The following is a 25,410-nucleotide window of genomic DNA, read 5'->3' as shown; positions in this document are numbered from 1 at the left end:
AGGCTTTCGGATGCTCCGGCGCCGTAGACGTTTGAGGTGTCGACGAGGTTGTCGTTGGTTTCGACAAACCGGTCGAGGATCGTGAATGCTTTGTGCTCGTCGGTTTCGGTGCCGAAACCCATGGTGCACCGCACGCCTCTGGCGTTTTCGCTGGGATCCGGTCAATACAGCAAGCGATGTATAGTCATCACGTGCTGACTATTACTACTCGTATCGATGTGATGAACCGGCTTGGTCGCGCAATGGCCGACCCGACGCGCTCGCGCATTCTCATGACCCTGTTGGACGGGCCGAGCTACCCAGCCGTGCTGTCCCGCGACCTCGGCCTTAGCCGTTCAAACGTGTCCAACCACCTCACGTGCCTGCGAGATTGCGGCATCGTTGTAGCGGAACCTGAAGGTCGACAGACTCGCTACGAAATCGCAGACCCTCACCTGGGGCGGGCGCTGACAGCACTGGTGGACGTGGTGCTGGCCGTTGACGAAAGCGCACCCTGCGTCGACGCGGCCTGTTCGATCGCCGGATGCTGCGTGGAGACGACCCGATGACCGTCACAGTGACCGACGCCCGCCGAGCAGTCCTACACCGCCGAGTACGGTTCATCGTCGCGTTCACGATCACCTACAACGTGATCGAAGCCGTGGTAGCCATCTGGGCCGGCACGCTAGCGTCCTCCGCTGCTCTGATCGGATTTGGCCTCGATTCGATCGTGGAAGTACTCTCCGCTTTAGCCGTTGCGTGGCAATTCACCCGCACGGACCCGGAGCGCTGGGAAAAAGCGACCGTGCGCGCGATCGGGATAGCATTCTTCGCCTTAGCCGCGTATGTCATCACCGACTCCGTGCTCTCGCTCACCGGGGCCCAGGACGTAGATCACAGCCCGCTCGGCATCGGTATTGCGACCCTCAGCCTGCTGGTCATGCCCCTGCTGGCCTGGTTCGAATTCCGAACCGGCCGCGAACTCGGCTCGAAAAGCGTCATGGCCGATGCCAAGCAACTCGTGCTCTGCATCTACCTCTCCGGCACCGTCCTGATCGGGCTGCTGCTCAACAGTCTGTTCGGATGGGCCTGGGCCGATTCCGTCGCGGCCCTCGTCGTCGCTGTGCTCGCGATCCGAGAAGGCATCGAAGCGTGGCGCGGTGACGTCGAGTCACCCTTCGAAGTTCTCAGCGAAATGGTTGAGGATGACGACGACAACGACGAGCAACACGAAAACAGAACCAGCGACCGACGCAGCTAATCATCGTCTTGTCCCCCTCGCGGGTGTGCTCGGTTTGGCCGGCGTTGTTCTCGTGCACGAACTGGCAGAGGTCGAAATCATCGCCAACGGCATCCACCCCGCCCGACACGGAACAGCCCTTCGGGCGGTCGGGTCGTCTACCGATCCTCGAATTCCGTTGCGCAGGTCGTCACGCTTCACCGTCAGCTCGGGGAAACGCCCCTCCCACAGTTGTCGCACACGAGGCGGCATCGTCAGCGTCGGCCAAATCATGATCAGCAAATCCTGGTTGAGAATCTCAACCTGGTCCACAACGCGCCCCTCCTGGATGGTCGCCTGACACGCGGTAATAAGGTCGCCCTCCGACTCCACATCGAAGCTCGACTTCGGCCCCCAGTACACCCTAGGGGGCGGCTGCACGCTCCCATTCCTTGGCCCGTGTAGGTCGTCCAGTCTCAGGGGCACGACATACGGTTTCACATCTTGTATGCGGACCTTCCTGGGGCCGCCTGGGGGATGACTCGGTGACATGGGTTGAGCGTACCGAGAAGAGACAGAGCCCTGTCGAACATCACGGTGACGCGACACTGCGTTGCGTGCGGCCCTGATGCTTGCCCGATAGGGGATCGTGAATGCTTTGTGCTCGTCGGTTTCGGTGCCGAAACCCATGGTGCCGAGGGCGAGGTTCGATACGCCGATGCCGGTACCTGGAAGGGTGCGGTACTTCATTGTGGTGTTCCTTTCGTCGGGTGTTAAGCCTGGGAGGTGGGCATGGCCCACAGCTCGGCGATGGAGGAGCGGCGCGGGCGGGTCACCATGAAGGCGATGTTGTCGGCGATGTCGCCCGGCTCCAAAGGCTCCGGAATGGCGTCGGAGGCGGCCAGGTCGTCCTTGATGGTGTCGTTGTTGTGGGAGACGAGTTCCGTGTTCACCGCGCCGGGCTCGAGGACACCGACGCGGACGTGCTTCTGGGTGACCTCCTGGCGGAGTGCTTCGGTGAAAGCGTTCACACAGAACTTGGTCATGCTGTAGGCGCTGTAGTTTCGCCCAGGCCTGCCGCCCGGCGATGGAGGAGATGTTGACGATGTCGGCTACTTCCCGCAGCGTGTCCTCGGCCGCAGCGAGCAGGTGCGGGAGGGCGGCGTTGATCAGGTAGAGCAGGCCTTTTGGGTTGACGGAAATCATTCGTTCCCATTCGTCGACGTCCGCGCCGACGATCGGGCCGAGCAGCATGAGGCCGGCGTTGTTGATCAGGATGTCGGGGCGTCCAAATCGTTCGATGACGGCGGCGACGGCCTGATCGGCCGGGCCGCGGTCGGTGATATCGACTTCAACAGCGAGGGCAGTTCCACCGGCGGCCTCAATCTTGGCGACGACGGCGTCAAGGCGGTCCTTGCGGCGCGTGACGACCGCGACGTTGGCGCCGTGCTCGGCCAGACGGATCGCGGTGGCCTCACCGATACCATTACTCGCGCCGGTGACAATGGCGACGGTTCCGGTTAGTTGTGAACTCATGAGGGGACGGTGTTCGGGACACCTTCGAATCATGGTCGTCTACTCGGTTCCCTGCGGTGCTGAGAGGGCGATCGTCCCGTAAGCCCGTCCCGAGAAAATGCCCGATGAAGGGAGGCTATATGGGGCACGTTCGGACGCCTCAGATGACTCGGCGGTGAGGTCCAATGCCCGAGTTCGGCGATAGAACGTTGCTCGAGACATTCCAAGATCGCGGGCAACCGTTGTCACTGGCTCTCCACCGTCGATGAGTCGACGCGCATTGCGGATTTGGCTGTCGGTGATGAGCCGCAGCCTCCCACCGAGATCCTTGCCGGCAGTGCGGCGCTTCGTGATGGAGTCGATCACACGTTCTCGTTTGATTTCGTGTTCCATCTGTCCGAGTGCAGCCATGATCGTGAACAGCATGGACCCCATCGGTGTCGCTGTATCGACGTCGCCGCCGCCCAGGTTGAGTACGCGGAGGAAGGACCTCGGGATCACCCGGCAGACCTTGTACCGCCATGTCTCACCTGCGGGGGAGCTGCGGTCGGACGGTGCGAAGCTCCTATCGAAGAAGTTGTGGCCCCACCTGGTCACTGTCAGAAAGGAACCTCCTGCGGAGGACTTGCACCCGCTACTTACCGGCAGCGGGCCCGTGACCTTCCGTTGGTTGGCTCGCCTCAAGAATGGCGCTCTTGCGCCGCCCCCAGCGGATGAAAAGCCCCAGAGCCACGACGACCCCAACCACAACGCGAACCTGGACTACCACCCAGAAGTTCCACCAAAAAAGAGCACTGAATTCCATTTCGACCACCCCTCGATTCGCGGACACCTGAGTGCTCTACTTAGCGCGAGCCTACGACCGCGAGATCGTTCGGGGAATTACGCCGTCGATTGCTTGGCCAGGAGGGAACCTCCGGAGCAGCTCGTAAGACGAACGCTTCATTGGCACGGAATTCGCCGCCAAGGCTTCGAGTCGACGTTGAACGACGGGGTGCCATTTGGGAAGGTCTATCGGGCGACGCTCACGAGCGCAATCACAATCACACGGGCCCAGGTCAGAGCGAGCTTCGGCTCTGGGTCTGGGTTCGAACGATGAGCGCGATGACTACGGTCACGACGCCGACACACAGGAGAGCGAATGCTGCCGCCATCACCGCCGCATCGCCGGGGAGCATGGCGCACGCTGCCGGCGAATCGTCGTAAGGGCATGTGCGCCAGGGCTGGAAGAAATAAAGCACAGTCCCAAACAGTCCAACGACGGATGCCGCAATGCCGACCACTAACAACAACCGTGCTGCCATGTCAGGAGTAAAGCACAACGAATGACGAGCACTTGGAGCCTGTGGGCAGTTTTCGACAGGGAACCCTTATCGGAACACTTTCGGCAAAGGTGTCACCGGTGATACCATGTGTCCATGCCTATGACCCTTCGCTTGACTGATGCGGAGGCAGAAGCCCTGCGTCGCCGTGCCGAATACGAGAGACGGTCCATGCAGGAGGTCGCCAGGCAGGCGGTGCGTGAATACGTCGAGAACCACAGTCGCCAGGATCTGCTGAGCAGTGTCCTAGACGAGGAGCTTCCGCGCTACGCCGAAGCGCTTGAACGCCTCGGAAAGTGATCTATCTCACCTACGCGGACCTCCTCTACGTCGGGCAGCGGGCCCTCGGGGGAGACATGCCGGTCCGTGACCAGGGGCTGCTCGAGTCGGCGCTGGCCCGTCCGCGCGCGAGCGCGTTCGAAACGGATGCCTACGGCAGTCTCAACGAGAAGGCCGCGGCGCTGACGCACTCCGTGGCCCGCAACCACGGCTTGATTGACGGCAATAAGAGGCTGAGTCTCGCTGCGCTGATCACCTTCCTTGGTATGAACGGAAGACGCTTGACCTGGTCCAATGATGAGGCCTACGAATTCATCATGGACGTTGCTTCCGGGCGCCTTGACGACGTTTCGGATATCGCGAAACGCATTGACCTCGGCAGCGACGAGCGCTGAGGCGAGGTGGCCGGCTTGAGAGTCGTGAATGCTTCATCGGCAAGACAGGTCGTTTGCCGGTCATCAGCCTCACCAGGAGCGAGATAAGGGAGTGGCTCAGGCTCGCGCCCGGGGTCCGGCATGGGAACCGCCGACGGGCAGGTTCGGTGCGTCCGGTAGCGACGTCGGTCGAGCCACCTCGTCAGTCGGTCCCGGGGCTGGACCGGCGATGCGGCCGACTGCCATGCTGGGCTCGGCGGGGAGGGGACCTGATGCCACGACTGGCGACATCCGTTCTGGGGAGCATCGCTCTGGTGCTCGGACTGGTGGCTTGCTCGCCAACTGAGACTCCAGCGGTCGACACGGCCGCCCACACGGATGCGCCGGCCCCGCCCGACCGTGCGGCCGACGTTGTCATCCCCGACGGTGTCATCGGCACGGCCGAGCTCACGTCGGCCTCGGGAGACAACACCATCTCCGGAACCGTCGTCGTCACGGCGGGTGGGGGCGGATTCGACGTCGCACTGAAGGACTTCCACTCGGACGTCCCCGGAGGCTTGCAACTATCCTTCAGCCCCTGGTCGGAGACCACGATCTGCCTGGCCGACATGCACAGCTTCTCGTTCGGCAACCTCTCCACGGACGCCGATCAGCCTGGGCTGAGCATGGGCCCCAGGGACTTGTCCCGGGGCGACCCCAGCTACTACCTGACCGCCGTCATCACGGAGACCGACCCGACCACGACCGATCCTGACGGCTGCGTGCTCACACCCCGGGCGGTCGGCACGATCACCTGGGACGCGCCGGACACCCGCCCCGGGCTGCTCGCCGTCGATACCGGCGCCCGGTTCGGCGCCGGCGGTTCCACCGCTTCAGCCGATGGTGCCCCGCTCTCCTACCGTGTGGTCACCGGCGACACGCTCAACGACATCGCCGACCGCTTCGGCATCACGGACGACCACCTAGGCTTCCTCAACCCGCTCACCAGCCGCCAGCTCCAGGCCGGCGACGAGCTGAACCTCCGGGTGGCGCTGCGCGGCGGCGCCTCGGTCCCGCCGCCCTCGGGCTGAACGCCGCTCCAGGAAATGAATGGCCGCTGTCGCCCCCTATGGGGAACCCCTGCGGGACGGATCCGCGGCCAATCGGGCCGATTGCCGAGCGCCCAGATTCTGGGTCAGTGGGGGGACCGTAGCTGGTCGCCCGGCTGGAGCGCCGTGCCGGCTGCGCACCCGAGCTCTCCGGGCTGAAGCAGAATCTTGGGCACCTGCAACACCTGCACGCCGTCGACGTCTCGTTTCACGAGCAGGCAGTCGTCCCCATCGCCCATCGCGAAGCCGATGTCGCCGTCGACTACCGTCGCCTCGGGATCGAACGCGACCTCACGCTCACCGGTCGGCTGCGGCATCCGCTTGACGATCTCGGCGACTATGTCGTCAGCGGATGCCGCGGACGGCGCGTTTGTCAGCACCTCGACGACGAGAGCCTCCGCTCCGTCGGGAACAACGTTAACCAAGCGGGTGTCGACCGGAGGGGGGATGCGCTTTGCGTCCGGCGGGCAAGCGATGTCGTGGGCGACCGCTGTGTCGTCGCTCCATTCGCCGGGCTCCTCGGTCGCGACGCCCCAGAAATCGAACTGCGACTCAAAGCAAGCGACGTGCGGCCCTTCGTTCGGGTAGGGCTGTATCGTCGCACGAAACTGCAGCGCTCCAACTGGTTCGCCGTGGATCGCGCCGGGATATGGTTCGTAGCCGATCAACTCGACTACGGTCGATTTCTCGGTGTCGGTGTCAGCCCAGCGGGCATAGTCATCGATCACGTCCGTCGCCCCACGGTAGAGACCCCGAGAGACGTCAGCGACTGCCTTGCGCGCCGACACTTGTGACACCGCGTCCGACGCCGGGACTGCTCCCGCGCAACCAGTGAGCGTGCCGCACACCGCGAAGGACAACCATGCGACGGGGCTCGGACGGTGTCGGTTCGAAACGGAATGGCGCACGTTGTTGATCAAACCACAAGTCGGCCGGATGTTGTTGCGTGGGGGATGGCCCACATCAGCACGGCGTCAACGCCGAAGGCGAAGTCAAGCGGTGGTAATCATGTCATCGATGGTACCGCGGCTCCCCGCCCGCAAGGGGGAGGGTTAGCGGGCGGTGCTGCCCTGCCCCTACCTGCGGGGTGAGCCGTGCACGGCCGCGTCGGCTGCGCCTCCCGCCCGGCAGCGTGGGCCCGCGAAGTAGTGCCAACGGCGTATCCTGCGCGCTACGCTGCAGTCACGGCGGGGCCGAGTTCATTGGGGGATGGTGTGAAGGTTCTGGGTGCCGTCGCGGCCGGGCTGATGGCCTTGGGTGTCGCCGCGCTTCTCGTCGTGTTCGCCCTGGAAAACCGGGTCACCGAAGTCCTCGTGGAGCAGGCCGCGCAGCTGGCTGTCCCCGCCGACTGGGAGCAGGTGAACGACATGGTTCGCCGCGAACAGTTTCTGTGTATGAGCACGAACCCGTGCCCGAGCATCTCCCGGCGGTGGGTGACGGACACCCCAGTTAGCGTCCACGACTTGGAGCGCATGGCGACGGGCGCGGGCCTCAGATTCTCGGTGGAGGGCACCTGCCAGCGGCCGCCGACCGCGGTCTCCGAAACGGGGGTATGCACCTTGTACGGTGTTCGCGGTGAGTACCACTACCAGGTCTGGGTGAGCGACCGTCCGCAGGAGCCCCAGCAAGTGTCACTGGAAGTGAGTCCGAACCGGCCTGGCCTCACTCAACCTCGGGGCTGAGGGACTCCACCTTGTCCCGGAGGGTGGCGACTTCGGTGCGGTGCTGGTGCAGCTCGTAGGCCTTTTCGTCGAACCCTCTGCGGGATTGGGAAGCCTGCAGTGTCATGCGAAGCTTGGCGACGTGAGTGAGAAGCTGGATGGCGGATTCGATGGCGGCGCGCTTCTCATCGATGGAACCGTGCGCCGCGTTCCTGGCACGTGGACCCCGGCCGTGAATGCCCTCTTGCAACATCTGGCCGACAAAGGGTTTATCGGGGCACCGCGCCCGCTTGGGACCGACGCACAGGGTCGGACTGTCGTTAGCTTTCTCGAGGGTGCGACCGTCGGTAACGTCCGCCCGTGGCCGCGTTGGACGCACAGCGAAGAGGCGCTCCTGGACGTCGGCGACTGGCTCAGGCGCTACCACTCAGCAGTCGCCGACTTTGTCCCGCCCGCAGGCTCGACCTGGCGCGAAGGCCAAGTATGGGAGCCTGGCCTGATCATCGGTCACAACGACGCGGCGCCCTACAACTCAGTCTGGAATGAAGACGGACTGGTGGGTTTCGTGGACTGGGACATGGCCGGCCCGACCACGTACGCCGGGGACCTTGCCTGGGTCGCATTCTCCTGGGTGCCGCTCCACGCTCGACAGCTCGTGCTGGAGGAAGGATTCACTGCCTTCGGCGAGCGGCGGGCACGCCTCGAGTCCTTCCTTCGGGCCTATGAGTGGGATGGTTCTGCCAACGCTGTTCTGGAACTCATCCGTCAACGAGTACAGAGGCAACTCGACATCATCCGCTCAGTGGCGGCTGATGGCGATGTGACCTACCAGCGGATGCTCGCCCACGGAGTCGACCGGAATCTCGAAGCCGCGTTGGGTGATGTCAGCACTGTTTGATACCTCGTCACAAATCCAGGCTCAGGGAGGAAATTCTGATGGGTTGGGCGGAATGCGATCGTCGGCATGACCCGTGTCGTCTTCATGTGTGGCCCAGCCGGTTCAGGCAAGTCCACGGTTGCACACGAGCTTGAGTCTGGCGGCATGGCGCGGCTGTCCTTCGACGAGGAAGCCTGGCTGCGGGGTATTCAATCCCAACCCTTGGCCGAGGAAGTCCGGCTCGAGATCGAAAGCCACCTGCGGCAGAGACTTCTCGACCTTGTGATGAAACAGACCGATGTGGTGCTGGACTACTCCTTCTGGTCCCGACGCATGCGCGAGGACTACCGCGCCATCCTCCGGCCGCTGGGAGTCGAGCCGGAGACGATCTATCTGGCGACTCCGCGGAAGGTGGCCTTGGCTCGTGTCCGCGCGCGGGCGGGCCAGGAGCCGAATGACGTTTAGCTACCCGATGAGCTGGCGGCCGCTTACTTCGATCACTTTGAGGTTCCCACCCCTGATGAGGGCCCCTTGACCGTGGTCGCATAGGCTCGGCGCCTCACCCGGGATGCCATTGAGGAACCCTGTGCGGGCGCGCTCATGACTTGGGTGACGTTAGCGCCTTCAGGATGGAATGGTGAGGCTAATTGGGCCGGCCTCGGCAGGTCCGCCGCATCGTTGCGTACCGCCCACGCGAACCCAATTGAGTGAAACGTCCCGCTCAGCGAGGACCTCTCCGCTTTCCGAGAGGGCACGCAGGGACGCTTTGTCCGGAGCCGCCATTTCTATCGAGATATTCCAGGTGCTGTCATCGATCTTGGTAGCGAAATAGGGGATTCGAGTCACTGAAGGCTCTGGCGTAAAAGTCTCGAGTTGCTGGGGATCGAGGGTTTCAAGGCGGACGGGGTCGTCTGACTGCTGCAGGACCGGTGCGGGTACCGAACACACGCCGTCTGCACACAACTCCACGACGCTGACGTCTTGTCTTTGGCCTTCGAGCTTGACCTCTACGGTGTTGTTCCACGCGATTGCCGGGCACGCATAGAAAACCGAGCAGCCGGGCAACGCCAGTGTCAAAAGAAACGCAGCGCCGAGACCCGTCACCCGTTTTCGTGTCGACGTTGCGGCAGCCATTTCATCCTCTTCGTTGAATGTTATTGGACAGAAGCTTTCTAGCGTTTTCATCCGAACGGCGACCCTGCGTGAACGAGTCGTCCGGGAACTGCGGATGCGTCGGGAAGAGCGAAACCGCCGACATCCCCCTCATGACTACTGGGATTCGACGTCTCGTACGCAGAGCCTCCCACGTGGTCTGTACTGTCGAGCCCCTCGTCACCAAGTCGTGATCCTGGGGATGCGGGCCGGTGTGAGGCGCTAGTAGTGTCGACACCAATCGACCTGGGGCAACCAGATTAATCGGTTCCTTTTCGCGGTGGCCGCGTCACTGTTGCTCTTGACCGGCTGTTCAAGTTTTGCTGAACCTGGGCCCGACAGCACGGGCACTCTTACTCTCAGCCCGGCAGAACTCCCCGAAGGCTTCAAAGATCGCGGGGACGATTCTTCAGGGGGCGCCGGTCGCGCGTAAGGCGGACGTCCACAGACGCAGATTCAGCGCCAATTCGCCGAGGTCCCGAAGTTTCGGGGTAGTGCCCTTCGGGAACCCTGACCGGGCAATCAAGACAATGTCGGGAAGAATGAGGTTAGGTGAGGTGAAAATTTGTACAACTACAGCGGTGAAACAGTGCTCGGCGAATTCACCACCACAATCCGGTTTAAACTGCACCCCGTCCAAGCTGCTCAACTTCGCTCAGTGATGCGCGGTGGGGGATCCACACCGTTCTCGTCTCGCGCAGGGTGCTCAGGGCCAGAGAACGATAGTGATGACTGCGGTGGCGAGGACGAACAGGGCGATCGCTGCTGGGATAGAGCGTTTGATGGTTCCCGTCGAGAACCGATCTAGCACTTTTCGTAGGCGTGACCTAACTTTGTCGCCGTGTGCCAAGCCGAGGGCGAGCAGAATAAGGCATGGGATGCAGTACACGAGGGCGTAGCCGGCGAGTACGAACAGGCCCACGGGAATGTCGATGTCCGCGGCGACCATCCGTTCGATGGCGATGAAGTAGGGGAACGCGTTCGGCAGGTCAGCTCCAGTAACGAGGATGCCGAGCGGGAATGCTGTCCACACCCCGAACCAGGACGGCAGGTCGATGCCTTTCCTTTCCCGGTCCTTGAAGCGGCGGAGCCCGGCGACGGCGAGAGCGATGGCTGCGATGAGGAACACTCCGCGGCGAAGCCAGATGAGCCCTTCGCCTACGGCGTCGGCGGCGGCATTGGCGCCGAGGAAGATGACCATGCCGAGGGTGAAGACCGTGCTCATCGCGCCTAGGACGAACGTTATTGCTGAACCGACAGGCCTGTGGCTGACGGTCAGCAGGATCAGGGTGATGACGGCGATAGTCGCTGGGTTGAGCGAATCAGCTAGGGCGAGGCCGGCGATGCCGACGAGGAGGCCACCATTAATCACCTGGTGGACCTGTGATCCAGCCACTGCAAGATCGCATCAACGCCGGGTGCAGAGTAGTCGTCCGTGATGCTGTTGAGCAGCATTCCATCACCCAGGAGACGGATGACCGAGGCTGCGGTCGGGTCCCCTGTTTCAATGGCGAAGAGTTGTTCCCACCGTTCGGTTGCCGCCGCGGCCTGCTGCATAAGCGTGTCGGTCATCGAAGGGCGATCAGTGAGCAGGATCAACATCGCCCGATAGAGAGCGGCCTCTTCACGGGATGATGAGAGCCGCAACCAGGTCTCGATCACGTTGCCACGCCCGGCGGCCGCGGTCAGTTCCTGATCCATATCCTGAATTGCCTGCACCGCAATACCCTCCACCAGGGCAGCGCGTGACTTGAAGTGGTGCATCAGTCCCCCCTTCGACACCCCTGCCTGATGAGCGATGGCATCCATCGACGGCACCGACCCGGTCTCGATCGCGAATCGTCGAGCGGTCTGCAGAATGTGTTCCCTGTTGCTCATGAGGTGACGATAGCACGGAAACCGACCGACCGGTCGGACTGATGAGTAGAATTTGAGAGTTTTGGTCTGAACCCCACGGGGGATGGTGAACGGACGCGGATTCGACCGCGGGAGGCGAAGCTCCTGGGGCTCCCGGCCCTGTCTCGCAAGCCGAACGTTGGCCGCGAACGGTAAAGGCAATGTTGAACAGGGTCCACGGCTGTTGCAGGCCCCAAGCTGGAAGTTGCAGAGTTCAGTACATGTCGACGCCAACCCGGTGAGTTTGGGTTATGTGGCCGAGGCGCCGACTCCGTCTACGAAGTAACTAACGGAAGCGCTCAGGAGCTCCGATTCCGCGAGATCCTTGCCCAACACTGGATGAACGGCCAGCCCGAACAACATCGCCAGCAGCGTGACCGCGGCGAGTGTTGGGTCACAATCGGCGCGAACCCGGCCCAGGGTCTGCTCCTCGGCGAGATACTGGGTGATATCGTGTGGCGGGCCCTCCAGTGGCATCTGTGGCCCTTCTCCGAGGGGCGGGGCGAGGGTCTGGTCGGCGATCATCGCCTGCTCCAGCGGCAACAGGTCCTGCTGAAGCAGGGCTAGTTGTCGGATGGTGTCAAGTAGGTTGCCGAGCACTGTGCCCTGTCCGGCCAGGGAAGGCAGGGTCGCCGTTGCGGCGACGATGGGTGCGTTTCGATCCAGCACCGCGGCGTAGAAGAGCGACCGTTTGTCGGCGAAGTGCCGATAGAGGGTGCCCTCGGCGACACCCGCCGCAACCGCTATCGAGCGAGTCCGGACGTTGGCGTAGCCGACCTCGCGAACCAGAGCCGTGGTCGCGTCGATAAGGCGTTTTCGGGTGATGTCTCCGCGGGCGTTCATAGGTCTATCCAATCGGACTATTCGGTTATCGGTCTGCGAATGAAGATCACTAGCCCGATGGTGAGGCCGACCGCCGCGTAGATGCAGCCGATCAGAAAGGCGCCCGCAAAAGTCAGGTCATCGGTTCCACCCTGAGCCAGCGCGGTGAGAGTCGTTCCGGGCAGCCATTTGCCCGCGTCGCTCGACGCGGTCTTGATGATCGTCTCGATGAGGAGAACCCACCCGACCCCCACCGAGATGGCGATCGCCGAGGACCGGCTCAGAAGGGCGAGCACGAGTCCGATGACTCCCCAGACCACACTGGCGCTGAATGAATTCATCCAGGCGCGCGCAACGTCGCCGACAACGTCATCCATCCAGAGCTCGGTAGAAATTCCCGCGGCGTCCGCCGAGGGCAGCGCTGCCGCCAGGTTGACGGCGGCCGCCAGCGTTGTTGCCAGGGCCGTCCAGATGAGCAGTGCTCCTATTTTCCCGAGCAGTAGCCTCCAGCGGTGTGGCTGGGCGGCGGCCAGCAGACGAATAAGGCCCGTGCTGTAGTCTGAGGCTGCTGCGATCGCCCAGAACGAAAGTGTGATCACTCCGAACATGCTTGCCGCGGAGGAGACTCCCGCGACGAGTCCCGATGAGCTTTCCAGAGTTCCCACGCTTGGGAACGAGACTCCCGGACCTCCGCCAGGAGGAACCGTTCCGTTCGCTGCGATCGTGTAAATCACTGTGTTGATCAGGACAGCGAAGACTGCCATGAGGCCCAACCAACCCAGCCAGATTCCCCGCCGGTTGAGGCGGGTGAGTTCGCTTCGCAATTCACGCATCGGTGGCAACTTTCTTCCGGGCACCCTGCGGAGCGGCCGTTGAGTTGGGGGTCGGCGCCGCCGTCAACTCGAGGAACACGTCCTCAAGGGATTCGTCGATCGGGGTCAGCCGGCTGAGCGTGATGCCTGCCTCGTGGGCAGCGCGATTGAGCGCTGCCGCGGCGGTGGCGGGGCCGCGTACGACTAGCGAGTCCTCTTCAAGCGACCACCCAGCGGCCTCGAGAGCGGTGCGCAGCCGGTCGGCATCAGCGGGGTTCTCCGGGGCGACTTCGATGCGCGCGCCGGCCTTATCGAGCAACTCGCCAATCGGTCCCGAGAACATCAGCTCCCCGAAACGGATGATGACGAGATAGTCGCATGCCGCCTGGATCTCGGCGAGCAAGTGCGATGAGACAACCACGGTGCGCCCCTCGGCGGCCAGGGTTTTGAGCAGCTGCCGAATCTCCACGATCCCGGCCGGGTCAAGGCCGTTGGTCGGCTCGTCGAGGATCAGAAGTGCCGGGTCAGGCAGCAGCGCCGCCGCGATGCCGAGCCGCTGCTTCATCCCGAGCGAGAAACGGCGAACGGATTCGTTCTCCCGACCCTCGAGACCTACGATGCGAATGACCTCGGCGACCCGGGTCGAGGGCAATCCTCGCAGGCGAGCCAGCGACAGGAGATTCTTTCGAGCCGAGAGCCCCGGAACAAATGACGGTGCCTCGATGAGCGCTCCGACGTCGTGTGCGTAGCGGGCGGGGTTCGTGGTCGAGTGGCCGAGTACGGTGGCCCGGCCCGATGTCGGTGGAATGAGCCCGAGCAGGATGCGGATCAGAGTCGACTTGCCGGACCCGTTGGGGCCAAGGAGGCCAACCACGCCGCCCCGGGGAAGAGCCACACTAACGCGGTCAAGCGCCGTGAGACTGCCGAATTGGCGGAGTAGGCCGTCGGTGGTGATGGATGCCGCGGATGTGTCCGCTTCGATATATGACGTGAGCACTCACTCACATTAGACCGCACAATCGCATAGGGCAAGGAGATCCGCGACATCCGCTCCGGCTGCGACTCCGCGCTGCCGGGCGAAAAGATCGAGACTTTCAACTACACGGCCGAACAGTCCGTGCTGCAGCAGCCGGTGCGGATGGGTTAGGTCTCGACGCCTGAGGCAATCGGTGCCGCCAGCGATACCGGCTGATACGTTTTAGCGCACGTCCAGGCGCGTCGCGACCTGACCGACTGAAACGAGGCAACAGTGGCGAACGCAGCAGCAGGTTGGTACGACGACGGTTCGGGTCGCCAGCGACGGTGGGACGGCGAGCAGTGGATGGATGTGTGGCAAGAGGAGGCGCCGGTGAACAGTCCCGCCGCGCTGATCGACCACATCAAGTCGGAGTCCGTCGCGGGAGGTCGACCACGGCCGGCGCAAAAAGGGCAGAGCTACGTCGTATTACAGGTGGTGCTGAAGGAGAAGCTATTCGGTACCGGATCTGGCAACCTCACCGAGCTAGAAAGGTCTATCAACGCGCAAGCCGCCCTCGGCTATCGACTGCACACCATCACGACGTCAGCCTCAGGCAGTAAGGGCCTCGGGGGCGGCGACCGCATTCAGGCCACGCTGGTCTTCGAGCGACTCGGGATCAGCTGACGTCTATCGGCACCCGATCAGGCGCGTCTAAAGGCCGGCCCATCCCGTGAATAGCGTCCGGAACCTCACGCCCGCCGCCGCCACATCTGGATGACGTTGTCCGCAGCCTCCGCCTCGACCACCACCCGCTCCCGTTCCCGCTCCGCGGCATGACGCACCCGGACTTTCTCCGCCACGTCGAGCAGGTCCCACAGCTGCTCGCCGGTCACTGACACGCCGCGGGCGCCGGTGCGCCGGGTCCGTCCGCGGATCAGCGCGTAGTGGGCGCGGAACACGGGCGCCCCGATCGCCGCCTGCGCGTCGTGGAAGAACACCACGTTGGATACCGGCCTGAGCCCTGATTCAGCGTCCTACACAACCGGGCGAGCTCGAAGCGCGACCAGCGGGGAGCGGCACGACGAGTCGGCGCGCCCCAAGCACCAGAGCGAGCCCGAAAACAGGGACGAGTTGTGTCACTGGTGCCCAGAAATTCGCGACTGCGGGGTACTGCTCGCAGAGGAACATGATTTCATCATATTGACGGGCAACAAGTCGTTCGCGAACAGGTCAGGCACGACGTTCGAACGCTTTGACGCCGGCGGCCTGCGCGTCCATCTCAGAACCGCACGTTGGTGCGGGCGGTGATGCACCGGATCCTGGCAGCGCTGCCGAACGTTACTGATTAGGAGGAACGGAGTCGCTCAGAAGGGCTACTTCGAGGCCATCGAGAATCAGTTCGAGACCGAAGCCAAATTCGTTGCCGAAGGCGTATCCGGGCTGCAGGATCAGCGATACTGCCATCGCGGCGAGGTTCTTGAAGGAGTCGGCCATGGCTTCCTGCTGCGCCATAATGGCTTCGGTCGCGTCGCCGATGTCGCCGGACGGGTCGAGCGGCAGCGAGGCCTCCTGCTGGGCGAAGCCCAGCACGTAACTGTCCAGGATCGACATGGCGTGGCCCGTCATGGCCATCGAGAAGCCCGCAGCCGTTAAGCAGCCGATGACCGAATCGAGGTGACCGAGGGTCGCCGGTCCAGGGGATGTGCGGGCCTTCATGCTGATGGCCCAGGGATGCAGTGCCAGGACACTGCGCGTCGACCCCGCCCGCTTCCGCATGGCCGCCCGCCACTCGTCCCCAGCACTCGGCGTCGCGAATTCGGAGTGCACGATGTCGAGCATCCCGTCGAGAAGATCTTCCTTGTCCTTCAAATGGTAGTACAGCGACATGGCCGTTATGTCGAGTGCGGCGGCCAGCTTGCGCATGCTGAGCGACTCGATCCCGTCGGCATCGGCAAGCGCCATGGCGACCCTGATCGCTCGCTCACGGGTGACCGGTGTTCTATCTTCAGGCTTCGCCATAGACACCACCATACGCCGTATGGTACTTTCGCGTTATTCACCATACACCGTATGGTATGACGACTGGAGATGAGAAACGTATGAGTAATACACGCACAATTGCCCGCACCGTTGGCACGCTGATGCTTGCCGCCTTTGTCCTTTACTTCATTGGAAGCTCTATCGCGACGACCGCTTCCCCCGGCGGCCTCCTCACCGCAGGAGTGGTGCTGATGGTGTTGAACTCGGTGGCCGTGATCACGATCGGAGCTGTCATGCTTCCTGTCCTTCGGCCACACGCTCCAGTAATCGCGGCCAGCTACCTCGCCACCCGGATCTTCGAGGGTGGGATTTTGGCGGTCGGCGCGGTCGCGCTACTCGCCGGCATGGGCGGCACCAACTTCCTTGCATACAACATTGCGATGGCGGGCCTTGGCGTCGGTAGCCTGCTGTTCTGCATTGCGCTCTACCGCTCACGCCTCGTGCCACGGTTCCTGGCCGTGTGGGGATTTATTGGCTACGCGTTATTCGCGGGCGGGTGCTTTCTCGAACTCGCCGGCGTAGTGGGTGCCAGCCTCGTTTCCACCGTTCCGGGTGGCCTGTTCGAGCTGTTCTTCGCCATTTGGCTCATTGTGCGGGGCTTTGGCACGACCGCAGCCGTAACGGCTCGGGCATGACCGTCCCCCCTCCCACAAAAGACCAGCCGTGCTCGGGCGCCGCTCCGGCCCGGCCACCGGTCGCGTCACCGCCGCCCGGCTGTGCGCAGCGCCGGAAGACGTTACCGGTATGCGGTAGCCTGCAGCCGAAGTAGGAGGCACATCTTGAAGGCAATAGTTCAGCGGGAGTACGGCGATGTCGAAGTGCTCAAAATGGAAGACATCGACCATCCGGTCGTTGGCCAAAACGACGTTCTCGTCCGCGTGGTAGCCGCGAGCCTCAACCATGCCGACTGGATTCACACGTCGGGCACACCGCTTGTCGCGCGATTGGCCTTCGGCACTCGAAGACCGAAAGCGATGACGCGGGGCAAGGATGTCGCGGGCGTCGTCGAGTCGGTCGGCACCAATGTCACGGCTTTCCGCCAGGGCGACGAAGTCTACGGAGAGCTCAGTTCAGGAACCTTTGCGGAGTACGTCGCCGCACCCGCCTCGCTTCTGGCGCGAAAGCCGGTCAATTTGACCTTCGAGCAAGCCGCCGCGGTGCCTCTGTCCGGGATGACAGCTTTGGTCGGCTTGCGCGATGCCGGTTCGGTGACGCCCGGTCAGCGAGTGCTGGTCAATGGGGCATCCGGGGGAGTGGGGACTTTCGCTGTGCAGATCGCGAAAGCGCTCGGCGCCGAGGTCACCGCCGTGAGCAGCGCCGCCAACGCTGCGCTCGTGCAATCACTCGGTGCCGACCACGTCGTCGATTACGGCCGCGACGACTTCACCCGTGGAACCGCTCGGCACGACGTCATCTTCGATCTAATCGGGAACCACACGCTGACCGAATTGCGCAGCGCACTCACTTCCAAGGGAGTCCTCGTACTCTCCAGTGGCACAGGCGGACGCGTGGTCGGGCCTATGGGGCGCATCCTCAAAGCCGTTGCCATATCGCCACTCATTGGCCAGAAACTCAAACCATTCACCCAGAACGGCAGCACGAAAACGCTGAACGAGCTACGCGACCTGATTGAGGCCGAGCGGGTGACCCCCGCAATCGATCGCATCTATCGGCTCGCCGAGGTGCCCGCTGCCATGCGGTACTTCGTCGACGAGCACGCCCGTGGAAAGGTCGCAATAAGCGTCTGATCTCGGAATCGGATAGACTCGACCTCACTCAGGCGTTGGACCGGTGGGCTTCGATGAGCAGAAATGGGGAAGTTCGCTGAGCGCCACCAGTCGCGACGAGCAGCGCGGTGAGCCCCATCGGTCGCGAGCCAGCTGCGCCACGCATCCCACTGAGCGGGCCTTAGCAGCCCAAGGAACCAATCGACCATTGCGAGCAACCACACTCGGCCAACATGCAAACGTGGTGCTGGCCGTTGCCCCTCACCATGTGCTCGTCAACCTCACTAGTGCCCTCGCTTTGTAGCTGTCATCGGAGTGGCCAGGGAACCACTCAGGCTGCGAGCTAGAGCGGCGGTCGGAAGTCGGTTCGCGTCTGCGAGTTGACGAAGATCCAGACCAGTGAGGCGACCAATGTCGGTACTAGACGCCCACCAACGTAGCGTATAAACCGGAGCTGTTCAGCGCGGCGTAGAGCGTCTGCCGCGACACCCCGAGGTCCCGGGCCACCAACGCTTTCGGCACGCCAGCCTCGACCCGCTCGCGGGCCTCAGTGATCTGCTCCAGTCCGAGCTTCGTAGCCTTCTCGTACGTCCCGTTCCTCTTCGCGATGGCGATGCCCTCTGCCTGCCGTTCACGGATGGATTTGCGCTCCAGCTGTGCGATAGCGGCGAGAACCGTGAGCATGAACTCACCTTGGGGGGTATCCGTGTTCAGGGCCGGGTTGTCGACGAATTCCAGCGCGACGCCCTTCGCCTTGAGCTGTTCGACAAGCGCCAGAAGGTCCGTCGTCGAACGTGCAAGCCGATCTGATGACTTCACCCGAACCTTGTCCCCCTCGTGCACGTAGGTGAGCATCTCCTGGAGCTGTGCTCGGTCTTCGGTATTCTTGCCCGACACCTTCTCGAAGAACATCTTGTCCACCGTGCCGAGCGCTTCAAACTGCCGAGCTTCGTTCTGGTCGGTGGCGCTAACGCGCACATAGCCAACCACCTGCCCTTTGTGTCCAATCATCTCTAGGATCCTCCGTCGCTTCTGTCCAATAGTATCGGACACCCACTATGATTGACGCGACTTTCGAGCGATCTAGACCCGCTCACTGGGGTGCACCCTGATGGACGCCTCGGCTGCTGACGTGTACAGCCTCGGGGCAATCGCATCCTGGCTGCTGTGTGACTTTCGGCGCTATGTGGCGGCGTTCTGTGATCGCTATTTGGCGCATCGACCTGGTTGCCGGTGGGGAGTCAGCGTCTCGTATCTCATGGGCGGTTTCAAGCGGTGGAAGCAACAGGGGCTAATTCCTTCCTCGAGGTTAGCTCGCTGAGCAGGTCGGCTGGGGTGCTTCGTTTGAGGGTTTTGCGGGGTCGCTCGTTGAGTTCAGTGGCGACTTCGAGGAGGCGTTGAGCGCTGTGGGCGTTCAGATCGGTGCCTTTCGGGAAGTACTGGCGCAGCAGGCCGTTGGTGTTCTCGTTCGAGCCGCGCTGCCGCGGTGAGCCCGGATCACAGAAGAAAATCGGAACGCCGGTGGCTTTGGTGATGTCAACGTGCCGGGCCAGCTCGGTTCCCTGATCCCACGTCAAAGAGCGCCTCAGCAGTACCGGCAGACCGTCCAATGCACTGATGAGTCCATCGTGGAGTGCGCCGGAGCTGTGGCCATTGGGCAGATGCACCAAGACGACGAACCGGCTCGTGCGTTCAACGAGAGTCGCGATTGCCGATCCCGACGCGGATCCGACGATCAGGTCGCCCTCCCAGTGACCGGCGACCTTCCGGTCGTTGGCCTCTTTGGGCCGTTCGCTCAGCATCACCTTGTCGCGGATCTTGCCCGGCGCGTTCAGCTGTGTGCCCCGTGGTTTCCGGGCGGATCGGCCCCGTCGAAGGTGACGGTGCAGGCGCACTCCGGCGCAACCGCGGCTCTGAACGTAGAGGCTTTGATAGATCGACTCGTGCGAAACCTGCAGCTCGGCCTGGCCGGCGAACACGACCGCGAGGTCGTCGCTGATCTGCACCTGCATCTCCGGATCGTCGGGGAACTCTCGACGTAGCCGACCGGCGATCTGCTCCGGCGATCGCCGCTTGGCCAGGTCCGCTTCCACCCTCGCACGCAGACGTTCATTCACCCTCAGCTTCGCCGACTTCGGGCGTGAGGCGCGATGGTGCGCCGCCACCTGAGCGCTCGAGGCCCGATAGCCGCCCTTGATGCTGTTCCGGGCGAGTTCCCGCGAGACCGTCGAAGGCGCCCTACCAATACGTCTCGTGACGGCACAGATCGACTGGCCGGCGGCGATCCCGAGCGCGATCTCCTCGCGCTCCACGAACGACAGATACCGGCACTAAAGGTCCCGGCCCCGGCGCGGCCTGACCCCGCCGGCCGCCAGGAGCATCCTCTTCGCGGTCGTGCGATCCACCCCGATCCGCTCGCCCGCCTCACTCGCGAACTGCCCCGCCTGAAAGCACTCCCATGCCAGCTGGACCAGATCCAGCCGGAACCTCAACGCCAAGCCCGCCACAACACTCTCCATTCAGTAAGCGTTGCGACCACCGCGAGAACCCAAGGATTGGCTTTCGGGCGGGCCTTGAGCGGCTCGCACGAAGGGGCTGCCGCTGAGCGGGCCGGGTGACCACGGGGTGGTAGGAGTCCGTCGGAGCGCCCATTCAATATTTCTGCCAGCCGTTGTCTCGTTCGAAACGACGGCCGCAGACGTTCGATCGACGAAGAAGTAGACACCTCAGGCTATGCATGCTAGCTTTGCGCTACCGCACTTAGCCACTGGAGGGCATTATGACGGAGACACTGAACATCGATGAAGGAACCATCGCATACGACTTGCAGGGCGAAGGCCCGCTTGTCGTGTTGGCCCACGGGATGGGTGACAGCCGACACTCATACCGGTTCATCGTCCCCGCTCTCGTAGCGGCCGGCTACCGGGTCGCTAACGCGGATATTCGCGGTAGCGGCGAATCGAGCACCGGATGGTCGCAGTACGAGCGCACCGACATCGCGGGCGACCTCGTGGCCCTCGCGCGTCATCTTGGCGGGCCCGCCGTCATCGTGGGCCAGTCGATCAGCGGCGGGGCGGCGACCATCGCTGCTGCCACGGCACCCGATCTGATCTCCGGTGTCGTCGAGTTGGCGCCTTTCACCCGTAAGCAGTCGGCTGATCTCGGCGGGTTGCTCCGCGTCAAGAACCACCGGCGCGGAACGGTCCAGCTGGCGAAAGTCATGCTGGGCGGCAGCCTCAAGGGTTGGATGAACTACCTGAACCTCGCGATCCCCACGAAGCCCGCGGACTGGAGTACTGAACGCGCCCGCATCGAGACAATGCTGAGCGACCCGGATCGCATGGGAGTCCTGAAGGCCATGACCAAGACGAGCCCGGCTGACGCCGGCGCCCAGCTGGCCAACGTTCGCTGCCCGGTCCTCATCGTCGAAGGCGGCGCGGACCCGGACTGGGCCAACCCCCGGGCTGAGGGCGAACGCATCATCGCAGACCTCCCGGCCGGTCTTGGGGAGCTTGCCGTCATCGACGGCGCAGGCCACTACCTGCATGCCGAGACGCCCGAGAAGCTTCTCGGTTTGCTTCTTCCGTTCCTATCCAAAACTCTCCCGGCCACCCCCCCGGCACACCGTGCCTAGGGCCGGCCTCGATGCCGACGTCGTGACCCGGGCCGGCGCCGCCTTGGCCGACGAGATCGGTTTGGCGAACCTGAGCATGAACGTCATTGCTAAACGCCTCGGCGTGAAAGCACCCTCGCTCTACAAACACGTCGACAGCCTGTCCTCGCTCATCCACCGCATCGCGATCCTTGCTACCACGGAGCTCGGCGATGCCATTCGAGACGCTACGCAGGGCCGAGCCGGCGGCGACGCACTTGCCGCCGCAGCCCACGCCCTCCGGTCCTTCGTCGAGGGACATCCCGGCCGGTATGCCGCGACCCTCGGTGCCCGGCCGGGCGGCCCCGATGATCCGTTGCACGCGGCGCTGAGTCGGAGTCTCGATTCCTTCTCGGCAGTCCTACGCGGCTACCGACTCGATCCGACGGAAGAGATCCACGCGCTTCGGATGCTCCGCAGCAGCTTGCACGGTTTCGCGTCCCTGGAGATGTCCGATGGCTTCCAGATGGACACCGTTGTTGGCGACAGCTTCGCTTGGATGATCACCTTCATCGACCAAGGCCTGCGTGTCGGCGGCGAGTCTTCCGATACGGGAAAGGGTGATCGGGACGCGGCCCGACCAGTGACGGGTTCATCCCGTGGCTGAGCGCGAACGCTCGTCCTCGCGCACCCCGCACCCGCACCCGCCCGGTCCCGGTCCCGGTCCCGGTCACGATCCGGTCCGCGGCGGCCTCCGCTTTTTGACCGAGCTCGTCGCCTGGGTCGCGACCCCGTGGGCGTTGTGGCCGCACTCGATCCTGCTGGCGATCGGTGTCGTGGTTTTGCTCATCGGACTCCCGGCCGTGTTCAGCACGCCCGGCGACCGTCCCGGCGGCGGCGGACCCGTAGCGGCACCTGGCATCGTGACCATCCTGCTGCTGGTCGCTCAGCTGGTCGCGGCGAGCTGGGCGTCATGGGTGCTCTGGCCGTCGTGGATCGCTGTCTTCGTCACCGCGCTCTGTCTCGTCGTCGTCGTCACCGAGCAACCACGATGGCGCGCACTGACCAAACGACAGTGAAACTGCCGCGGTCTGAGAGGCATTGTTCGATGAGTGGAGCGTGCCGTGATCGGGCTCCGGAGAAATGCTCGAGGAACAAACGTGCTGGCCGCGCTCGTTCCTGATCTGTGTCGCCGTGTATCACGAACGTTACATGATGCGCCGAGCTGCCACCCTGTAGTGCCGGGCAGTTCACCAGGTCATGGCGACGATGACGGCCCAACCTGATACTTCAAAAGCGCCTCATGTCCCATGGAATACAAGACGGTGAAATCGATCTAGAGGCTTGCATAGTCCGCACAGTGCGCCATCAGCTGGTGCCGTGCAGACGAGCGTAAAGATCCGTGCAGTCGAGTACGAAAAATGACACACACCGTTTCCGCTAAATGGCGGCATCGTGTGATCGCTCCATGACGCAACCCTCGCCGCGCCCACAAACGATCGTTTGCGAGCACATCAGCGGCCTGCCGCTGTGCGACAGCTATGACTCGCGTATCCCATGGGTTACGCGACAACTGGGTTATGAGACACCGGCAAGAACGCCCGACTGCGTCGGTATTCGCGAGGGCCGGAACAAGTCGAGTTGCACTCGTGAGGGAGAGATAACTTACCTTCGTATTCGGATTCAGCCGTCCGAGCCCTTAGCCAAGACCGGCTCTAACATGACCTCGATGTGTTGGGTCGGGGATCGCGGCGTGCTGCTGACGCTGGCTCGAAGCTGGTCCTCGGCGCAAAACCAATGGATCATGTCAGCAACCCGGTATATGTCGAATCTTAGGAAAGGCCGGTCGATCTCGTGAGGGACGGTGAACGAACCGTCTGGTTTCATATCGACGTAAAAGGCCTTCTTCTTAGCGTCGTTGTCCTCCTGAGCGAGAGACGCAAGATAGGCACGCAGCGCATCGGGGGCATGTTCCCTCGCGATTTCGATGTCCACGGAATCCGAGAAGCCGGGGACGTCGACCATCGCGGTCAAGAAGTCATTCGCCTGTACATGCTTCGCGACGTGATCTAACCCCAGCTTGCGTAGCTCGTGCACCTCGTGTTGCGTCTCTTCGCTGTCGTTCCACGCGTCCCAGAACGCCTTATAGACCCAGACCGCTTTACCCACTTCTTCCTGGGCAAGAACAACCAATGCTTGGGCGCGCGGTGACGGAAAGAGTGCGTCCGCGTCGACGGTGAGCCGCGCTGCATTCTCTAGGAGCGCAAGCCAGAATACTCGGGCAGCTGCGGGCGTTAGCATCATCACCTTGCCAGGCTAGATGGGTGGTCCTCGCCGGGCGCGCGCCCTGGGTCTCATACCGGATTAAGAAGCGCCTGACCGTCGATAGCGCCAAATAGCGATCAAAGAGCGCCGCCACGAAGCGCTAACAGTCACATGGCTGCTGACCGGGCAGCAGCCATCGTACGGACATGTGGTGATGCCTCCTGATGCTCTTCTTGGCGCTATTACCTCAGGGCGACGAGGCCACTCGGACAGGATCGGTTTGCGAACCTCGACGATTTTGTGAAGGCCTTCATCGCGGCGACCCGACCGTACGTGGGGGCGTTTCTGACGTTGACGCAGCAAGGAGATTGGGCCGAGGCGAGCGCTTAAATTCTCGGGCAGCCGGAGGAAAACGTGCGCGTGATCCGTGCTCTCCCGAAGGTTTCGCAGTCCAACGTGAATGCATGGGCCGCAGCCGATAGCGGTGGCATGAGCGATGCGGTATCGGATCTCCTGGAGGAAGTGCCCAGAATGAGCTACAACGAGATGGATTCGTTTCTCTCCTGGTGTGTGCGGGTACTCCGTGCCCTGGTCGACGCGAACCAGTTCGAGTCGGCCGAGCGTGTCGCAACAGTCCTCTTCGGCACCACCGCAGGAGTCGGTCAATTCGCCCCGGCGCGCACGATCCTTGGATGGCTCGCTGGGCTGTCTGGCCGTGCGAGCGAGGCGATGGAGCGTGCCCTGCACTCGTCGGAGTCGTGGGAGTTCTTCCAGCAGAATGCGCGCAGAAACTTTAGGAGTTCCACCGACACCGAGCTGATTGCGAGACTGCGTCAAAGCTGAAGCAATCCAGACTGTGTGGCCGCCGATTAGTGGTGATAGCCGATCGAGGTGGTGCTCGACCACGCCGACCGTGGTGCTCAGCCACAACAATCGCGCCACCGCGCATTGGCGCTCAAGCGCACCACACGTGGTGCGCGCGGAAGCGACTGTTCAATGGAGTGCCTATTCGTGCGCTTTCTTGTGCTTTTCGGGCGCTCTATTTGGCCGAAAAATCAGCCTGCTTATCGCTCCGTGAGGATAAGTTGCGCTTTTTTCTCGCGCTTTGTTCGTCGGTCGAATCGCATTTGGGCAAAGAAAAACCCCGTTTGACCGGGGTTTTCTGGTGTGGGCGATACCGGACTCGAACCGATGACCTCTTCCGTGTGAAGGAAGCGCGCTACCAACTGCGCCAATCGCCCCTGTGGCCTCGTACTGTAACCACGAGTTTCGATACTAACCCAGACCGGGTGGAAGGCGCACATCGTGGGGGCCTCAACACGCCGGAACGACTCGGTTTGAATATGAACGGGACTATCGGCTAGAGTCTTCCAAGCGCGCAGAAATGCGGGCAGTTGCGGATGTGGCGCAGTGGTAGCGCATCACCTTGCCAAGGTGAGGGTCGCGAGTTCGAATCTCGTCATCCGCTCGAATGGAATCGGCCGCGAGGCCGGTTTTTTTCGGTAGGAATCCCAAGTGGTGGGTTGGCCGAGAGGCGAGGCAACGGCCTGCAAAGCCGTGTACACGGGTTCGAATCCCGTATCCACCTCCAATCCCGGAAGTCGCAATGCAGGAATGATTTTCAGGAAATGGGCGATTGGCGCAGCGGTAGCGCGCTTCCCTGACACGGAAGAGGTCACTGGTTCGATCCCAGTATCGCCCACAGAGTTGGGAAACAGATAAACCCCCCGGTAAAGCGGGGGTTTTTTTTGCCCGCACGGCGCCGGAAATCCAGGTGGAATCGGGCCTTCCTCGGGCTCGCCGCGATGAATCGCCGGGGAGGGTGCGGCGGG

Annotated in this window: 30 protein-coding genes, 4 tRNA genes and 3 pseudogenes; 19 read left to right on the top strand and 18 right to left on the bottom strand. The window is 63.0% G+C overall.

Features of this window, described 5'->3' with window-relative positions:
* Positions 1 to 191 precede the first annotated feature (191 nt).
* Positions 192 to 548, top strand: coding sequence for a metalloregulator ArsR/SmtB family transcription factor (locus E3O18_RS01810; RefSeq protein WP_134396216.1), 357 nt, complete (start codon positions 192 to 194; stop codon positions 546 to 548).
* A complete protein-coding gene (locus tag E3O18_RS01805) occupies positions 545 to 1,240 on the top strand; it encodes a cation transporter (protein WP_134396217.1) in 696 nt (231 codons plus the stop codon). The genes E3O18_RS01810 and E3O18_RS01805 overlap by 4 nt, the downstream gene beginning before the upstream one ends.
* 731 nt (positions 1,241 to 1,971) lie before the next feature.
* On the opposite strand, the gene E3O18_RS16715 is transcribed toward E3O18_RS01805, so the two are convergent.
* The 3 genes and pseudogenes from E3O18_RS16715 to E3O18_RS01790 form a co-directional block, all read right to left on the bottom strand.
* Positions 1,972 to 2,244: an SDR family NAD(P)-dependent oxidoreductase gene (locus tag E3O18_RS16715; protein WP_134398977.1), complete on the bottom strand. Its 273-nt coding sequence runs from the start codon at positions 2,242 to 2,244 to the stop codon at positions 1,972 to 1,974.
* An 85-nt stretch (positions 2,245 to 2,329) separates the two neighbouring features.
* A pseudogene (locus E3O18_RS16710) lies at positions 2,330 to 2,734 on the bottom strand (SDR family NAD(P)-dependent oxidoreductase); the annotation flags it as partial.
* Positions 2,735 to 2,896: 162 nt separating this feature from the next.
* Positions 2,897 to 3,196 (bottom strand): annotated as a pseudogene (locus E3O18_RS01790) (helix-turn-helix domain-containing protein); the annotation flags it as partial.
* Between the two features lies 1 nt (position 3,197).
* On the opposite strand from E3O18_RS01790, the pseudogene E3O18_RS16400 reads away from it, so the two are divergent.
* Positions 3,198 to 3,287 (top strand): annotated as a pseudogene (locus tag E3O18_RS16400) (recombinase family protein); the annotation flags it as partial.
* A gap of 484 nt (positions 3,288 to 3,771) precedes the next feature.
* On the opposite strand, the gene E3O18_RS01780 reads toward E3O18_RS16400, so the two are convergent.
* Positions 3,772 to 4,017 carry a hypothetical protein gene (locus E3O18_RS01780; protein ID WP_134396220.1) on the bottom strand — a complete coding sequence of 82 codons (246 nt, stop codon included), beginning with the start codon at positions 4,015 to 4,017 and terminating at the stop codon, positions 3,772 to 3,774.
* A 114-nt stretch (positions 4,018 to 4,131) separates the two neighbouring features.
* On the opposite strand from E3O18_RS01780, the gene E3O18_RS01775 reads away from it, so the two are divergent.
* The 3 genes from E3O18_RS01775 (at position 4,132) to E3O18_RS01765 (ending at position 5,758) form a co-directional block, all read left to right on the top strand.
* Positions 4,132 to 4,335, top strand: a complete 204-nt coding sequence (locus E3O18_RS01775) for a ribbon-helix-helix protein, CopG family (RefSeq protein ID WP_174722075.1) — start codon at positions 4,132 to 4,134, stop codon at positions 4,333 to 4,335.
* Positions 4,332 to 4,709, top strand: a complete 378-nt coding sequence (locus E3O18_RS01770; protein WP_134396221.1) for a type II toxin-antitoxin system death-on-curing family toxin — start codon at positions 4,332 to 4,334, stop codon at positions 4,707 to 4,709. The genes E3O18_RS01775 and E3O18_RS01770 overlap by 4 nt, the downstream gene beginning before the upstream one ends.
* A 251-nt stretch (positions 4,710 to 4,960) precedes the next feature.
* On the top strand, positions 4,961 to 5,758 hold the full coding sequence (locus E3O18_RS01765; protein WP_134417312.1) for a LysM domain-containing protein: 798 nt from the start codon (positions 4,961 to 4,963) through the stop codon (positions 5,756 to 5,758).
* Positions 5,759 to 5,862: 104 nt separating this feature from the next.
* Here E3O18_RS01765 and E3O18_RS01760 read toward each other — a convergent pair whose 3' ends face one another.
* Entirely contained in the window at positions 5,863 to 6,504 is a 642-nt protein-coding gene (locus tag E3O18_RS01760) for a hypothetical protein (protein WP_134417310.1), read from the bottom strand.
* Between the two features lie 486 nt (positions 6,505 to 6,990).
* On the opposite strand from E3O18_RS01760, the gene E3O18_RS01755 reads away from it, so the two are divergent.
* Positions 6,991 to 7,458 carry a hypothetical protein gene (locus E3O18_RS01755; protein WP_134396224.1) on the top strand — a complete coding sequence of 156 codons (468 nt, stop codon included), beginning with the start codon at positions 6,991 to 6,993 and terminating at the stop codon, positions 7,456 to 7,458.
* On the opposite strand, the gene E3O18_RS16705 is transcribed toward E3O18_RS01755, so the two are convergent.
* On the bottom strand, positions 7,439 to 7,564 hold the full coding sequence (locus tag E3O18_RS16705; protein WP_255570061.1) for a hypothetical protein: 126 nt from the start codon (positions 7,562 to 7,564) through the stop codon (positions 7,439 to 7,441). The two genes, E3O18_RS01755 and E3O18_RS16705, sit on opposite strands and share 20 nt — an antisense overlap.
* 15 nt (positions 7,565 to 7,579) lie before the next feature.
* On the opposite strand from E3O18_RS16705, the gene E3O18_RS01750 reads away from it, so the two are divergent.
* On the top strand, positions 7,580 to 8,335 hold the full coding sequence (locus E3O18_RS01750) for a phosphotransferase (protein WP_134396225.1): 756 nt from the start codon (positions 7,580 to 7,582) through the stop codon (positions 8,333 to 8,335).
* A gap of 66 nt (positions 8,336 to 8,401) precedes the next feature.
* Positions 8,402 to 8,779: an ATP-binding protein gene (locus E3O18_RS01745; protein WP_241978096.1), complete on the top strand. Its 378-nt coding sequence runs from the start codon at positions 8,402 to 8,404 to the stop codon at positions 8,777 to 8,779.
* Positions 8,780 to 8,938: 159 nt separating this feature from the next.
* Here E3O18_RS01745 and E3O18_RS01740 read toward each other — a convergent pair whose 3' ends face one another.
* From E3O18_RS01740 to E3O18_RS01715, 6 genes are all read right to left on the bottom strand, one after another.
* On the bottom strand, positions 8,939 to 9,448 hold the full coding sequence (locus E3O18_RS01740) for a hypothetical protein (RefSeq protein ID WP_134396226.1): 510 nt from the start codon (positions 9,446 to 9,448) through the stop codon (positions 8,939 to 8,941).
* A 724-nt stretch (positions 9,449 to 10,172) separates the two neighbouring features.
* Positions 10,173 to 10,862 (bottom strand): GAP family protein, encoded by a 690-nt coding sequence (locus E3O18_RS01735; protein ID WP_134396227.1) that lies wholly within the window; start codon positions 10,860 to 10,862, stop codon positions 10,173 to 10,175.
* Positions 10,835 to 11,344, bottom strand: coding sequence for a TetR/AcrR family transcriptional regulator (locus E3O18_RS01730; RefSeq protein ID WP_134396228.1), 510 nt, complete (start codon positions 11,342 to 11,344; stop codon positions 10,835 to 10,837). The genes E3O18_RS01735 and E3O18_RS01730 overlap by 28 nt, the downstream gene beginning before the upstream one ends.
* 267 nt (positions 11,345 to 11,611) lie before the next feature.
* On the bottom strand, positions 11,612 to 12,205 hold the full coding sequence (locus E3O18_RS16265) for a TetR/AcrR family transcriptional regulator (protein ID WP_134417308.1): 594 nt from the start codon (positions 12,203 to 12,205) through the stop codon (positions 11,612 to 11,614).
* A 17-nt stretch (positions 12,206 to 12,222) separates the two neighbouring features.
* Positions 12,223 to 12,783 (bottom strand): hypothetical protein, encoded by a 561-nt coding sequence (locus E3O18_RS01720; protein WP_134417306.1) that lies wholly within the window; start codon positions 12,781 to 12,783, stop codon positions 12,223 to 12,225.
* Positions 12,784 to 13,009: 226 nt separating this feature from the next.
* On the bottom strand, positions 13,010 to 13,993 hold the full coding sequence (locus tag E3O18_RS01715) for an ATP-binding cassette domain-containing protein (protein WP_134417304.1): 984 nt from the start codon (positions 13,991 to 13,993) through the stop codon (positions 13,010 to 13,012).
* Positions 13,994 to 14,245: 252 nt separating this feature from the next.
* On the opposite strand from E3O18_RS01715, the gene E3O18_RS01710 reads away from it, so the two are divergent.
* On the top strand, positions 14,246 to 14,638 hold the full coding sequence (locus E3O18_RS01710) for a DUF4177 domain-containing protein (protein WP_241976684.1): 393 nt from the start codon (positions 14,246 to 14,248) through the stop codon (positions 14,636 to 14,638).
* A gap of 65 nt (positions 14,639 to 14,703) precedes the next feature.
* Here the strand turns inward: E3O18_RS01710 and E3O18_RS01705 are convergent, their stop codons facing one another.
* A complete protein-coding gene (locus E3O18_RS01705) occupies positions 14,704 to 14,955 on the bottom strand; it encodes a hypothetical protein (RefSeq protein WP_134396232.1) in 252 nt (83 codons plus the stop codon).
* A gap of 337 nt (positions 14,956 to 15,292) precedes the next feature.
* A complete protein-coding gene (locus E3O18_RS01700; RefSeq protein ID WP_198410636.1) occupies positions 15,293 to 15,973 on the bottom strand; it encodes a TetR/AcrR family transcriptional regulator C-terminal domain-containing protein in 681 nt (226 codons plus the stop codon).
* A gap of 56 nt (positions 15,974 to 16,029) precedes the next feature.
* Between E3O18_RS01700 and E3O18_RS01695 the strand changes: the two genes are divergently transcribed.
* Both E3O18_RS01695 and E3O18_RS01690 read left to right on the top strand, forming a co-directional pair.
* Entirely contained in the window at positions 16,030 to 16,629 is a 600-nt protein-coding gene (locus E3O18_RS01695) for a DUF4386 domain-containing protein (RefSeq protein ID WP_134396234.1), read from the top strand.
* A 192-nt stretch (positions 16,630 to 16,821) separates the two neighbouring features.
* Positions 16,822 to 17,742, top strand: coding sequence for an NAD(P)-dependent alcohol dehydrogenase (locus E3O18_RS01690; protein ID WP_241973249.1), 921 nt, complete (start codon positions 16,822 to 16,824; stop codon positions 17,740 to 17,742).
* A gap of 399 nt (positions 17,743 to 18,141) precedes the next feature.
* Here the strand turns inward: E3O18_RS01690 and E3O18_RS01685 are convergent, their stop codons facing one another.
* Together E3O18_RS01685 and E3O18_RS01680 are read right to left on the bottom strand one after the other, a co-directional pair.
* Entirely contained in the window at positions 18,142 to 18,732 is a 591-nt protein-coding gene (locus E3O18_RS01685) for a recombinase family protein (RefSeq protein ID WP_134417302.1), read from the bottom strand.
* Between the two features lie 257 nt (positions 18,733 to 18,989).
* Positions 18,990 to 20,042 (bottom strand): IS30 family transposase, encoded by a 1,053-nt coding sequence (locus E3O18_RS01680; protein ID WP_134396158.1) that lies wholly within the window; start codon positions 20,040 to 20,042, stop codon positions 18,990 to 18,992.
* Between the two features lie 458 nt (positions 20,043 to 20,500).
* Here E3O18_RS01680 and E3O18_RS01675 point away from each other — a divergent pair, with 458 nt between their 5' ends.
* From E3O18_RS01675 to E3O18_RS01665, 3 genes are read left to right on the top strand one after another with little or no spacing between them, the layout of a single operon-like run.
* Positions 20,501 to 21,355 carry an alpha/beta hydrolase gene (locus E3O18_RS01675; RefSeq protein WP_134396157.1) on the top strand — a complete coding sequence of 285 codons (855 nt, stop codon included), beginning with the start codon at positions 20,501 to 20,503 and terminating at the stop codon, positions 21,353 to 21,355.
* Positions 21,348 to 21,980 carry a TetR/AcrR family transcriptional regulator gene (locus tag E3O18_RS01670; RefSeq protein ID WP_134417300.1) on the top strand — a complete coding sequence of 211 codons (633 nt, stop codon included), beginning with the start codon at positions 21,348 to 21,350 and terminating at the stop codon, positions 21,978 to 21,980. The genes E3O18_RS01675 and E3O18_RS01670 overlap by 8 nt, the downstream gene beginning before the upstream one ends.
* Positions 21,973 to 22,392 (top strand): hypothetical protein, encoded by a 420-nt coding sequence (locus E3O18_RS01665; protein WP_241976543.1) that lies wholly within the window; start codon positions 21,973 to 21,975, stop codon positions 22,390 to 22,392. Before E3O18_RS01670 ends, E3O18_RS01665 begins: the two co-directional genes overlap by 8 nt.
* Positions 22,393 to 22,996: 604 nt before the next feature.
* Here the strand turns inward: E3O18_RS01665 and E3O18_RS01660 are convergent.
* Positions 22,997 to 23,617 carry an AbiV family abortive infection protein gene (locus E3O18_RS01660; RefSeq protein ID WP_241973295.1) on the bottom strand — a complete coding sequence of 207 codons (621 nt, stop codon included), beginning with the start codon at positions 23,615 to 23,617 and terminating at the stop codon, positions 22,997 to 22,999.
* Between the two features lie 381 nt (positions 23,618 to 23,998).
* On the opposite strand from E3O18_RS01660, the gene E3O18_RS01655 reads away from it, so the two are divergent.
* Complete coding sequence (locus E3O18_RS01655) at positions 23,999 to 24,421, top strand: hypothetical protein (RefSeq protein ID WP_134417298.1); 423 nt, start codon at positions 23,999 to 24,001, stop codon at positions 24,419 to 24,421.
* Positions 24,422 to 24,746: 325 nt separating this feature from the next.
* Here E3O18_RS01655 and E3O18_RS01650 read toward each other — a convergent pair.
* Positions 24,747 to 24,819, bottom strand: a tRNA-Val gene (locus tag E3O18_RS01650).
* A 155-nt stretch (positions 24,820 to 24,974) separates the two neighbouring features.
* On the opposite strand from E3O18_RS01650, the gene E3O18_RS01645 reads away from it, so the two are divergent.
* From E3O18_RS01645 to E3O18_RS01635, 3 genes are all read left to right on the top strand, one after another.
* Positions 24,975 to 25,046: transfer RNA gene (locus E3O18_RS01645), tRNA-Gly, on the top strand.
* Between the two features lie 49 nt (positions 25,047 to 25,095).
* Positions 25,096 to 25,169 (top strand) — tRNA-Cys (locus tag E3O18_RS01640).
* A 39-nt stretch (positions 25,170 to 25,208) separates the two neighbouring features.
* Positions 25,209 to 25,280: transfer RNA gene (locus tag E3O18_RS01635), tRNA-Val, on the top strand.
* Positions 25,281 to 25,410: the final 130 nt, after the last annotated feature.

This window comes from Cryobacterium sp. TMT2-42-4 (assembly GCF_004402645.1).
In the GTDB taxonomy this organism is placed as follows: Bacteria; Actinomycetota; Actinomycetes; order Actinomycetales; family Microbacteriaceae; genus Cryobacterium; species Cryobacterium sandaracinum.
Note: the sequence above shows the minus strand (reverse complement) of the source record. Positions and strands in the feature narration are given on the sequence as shown.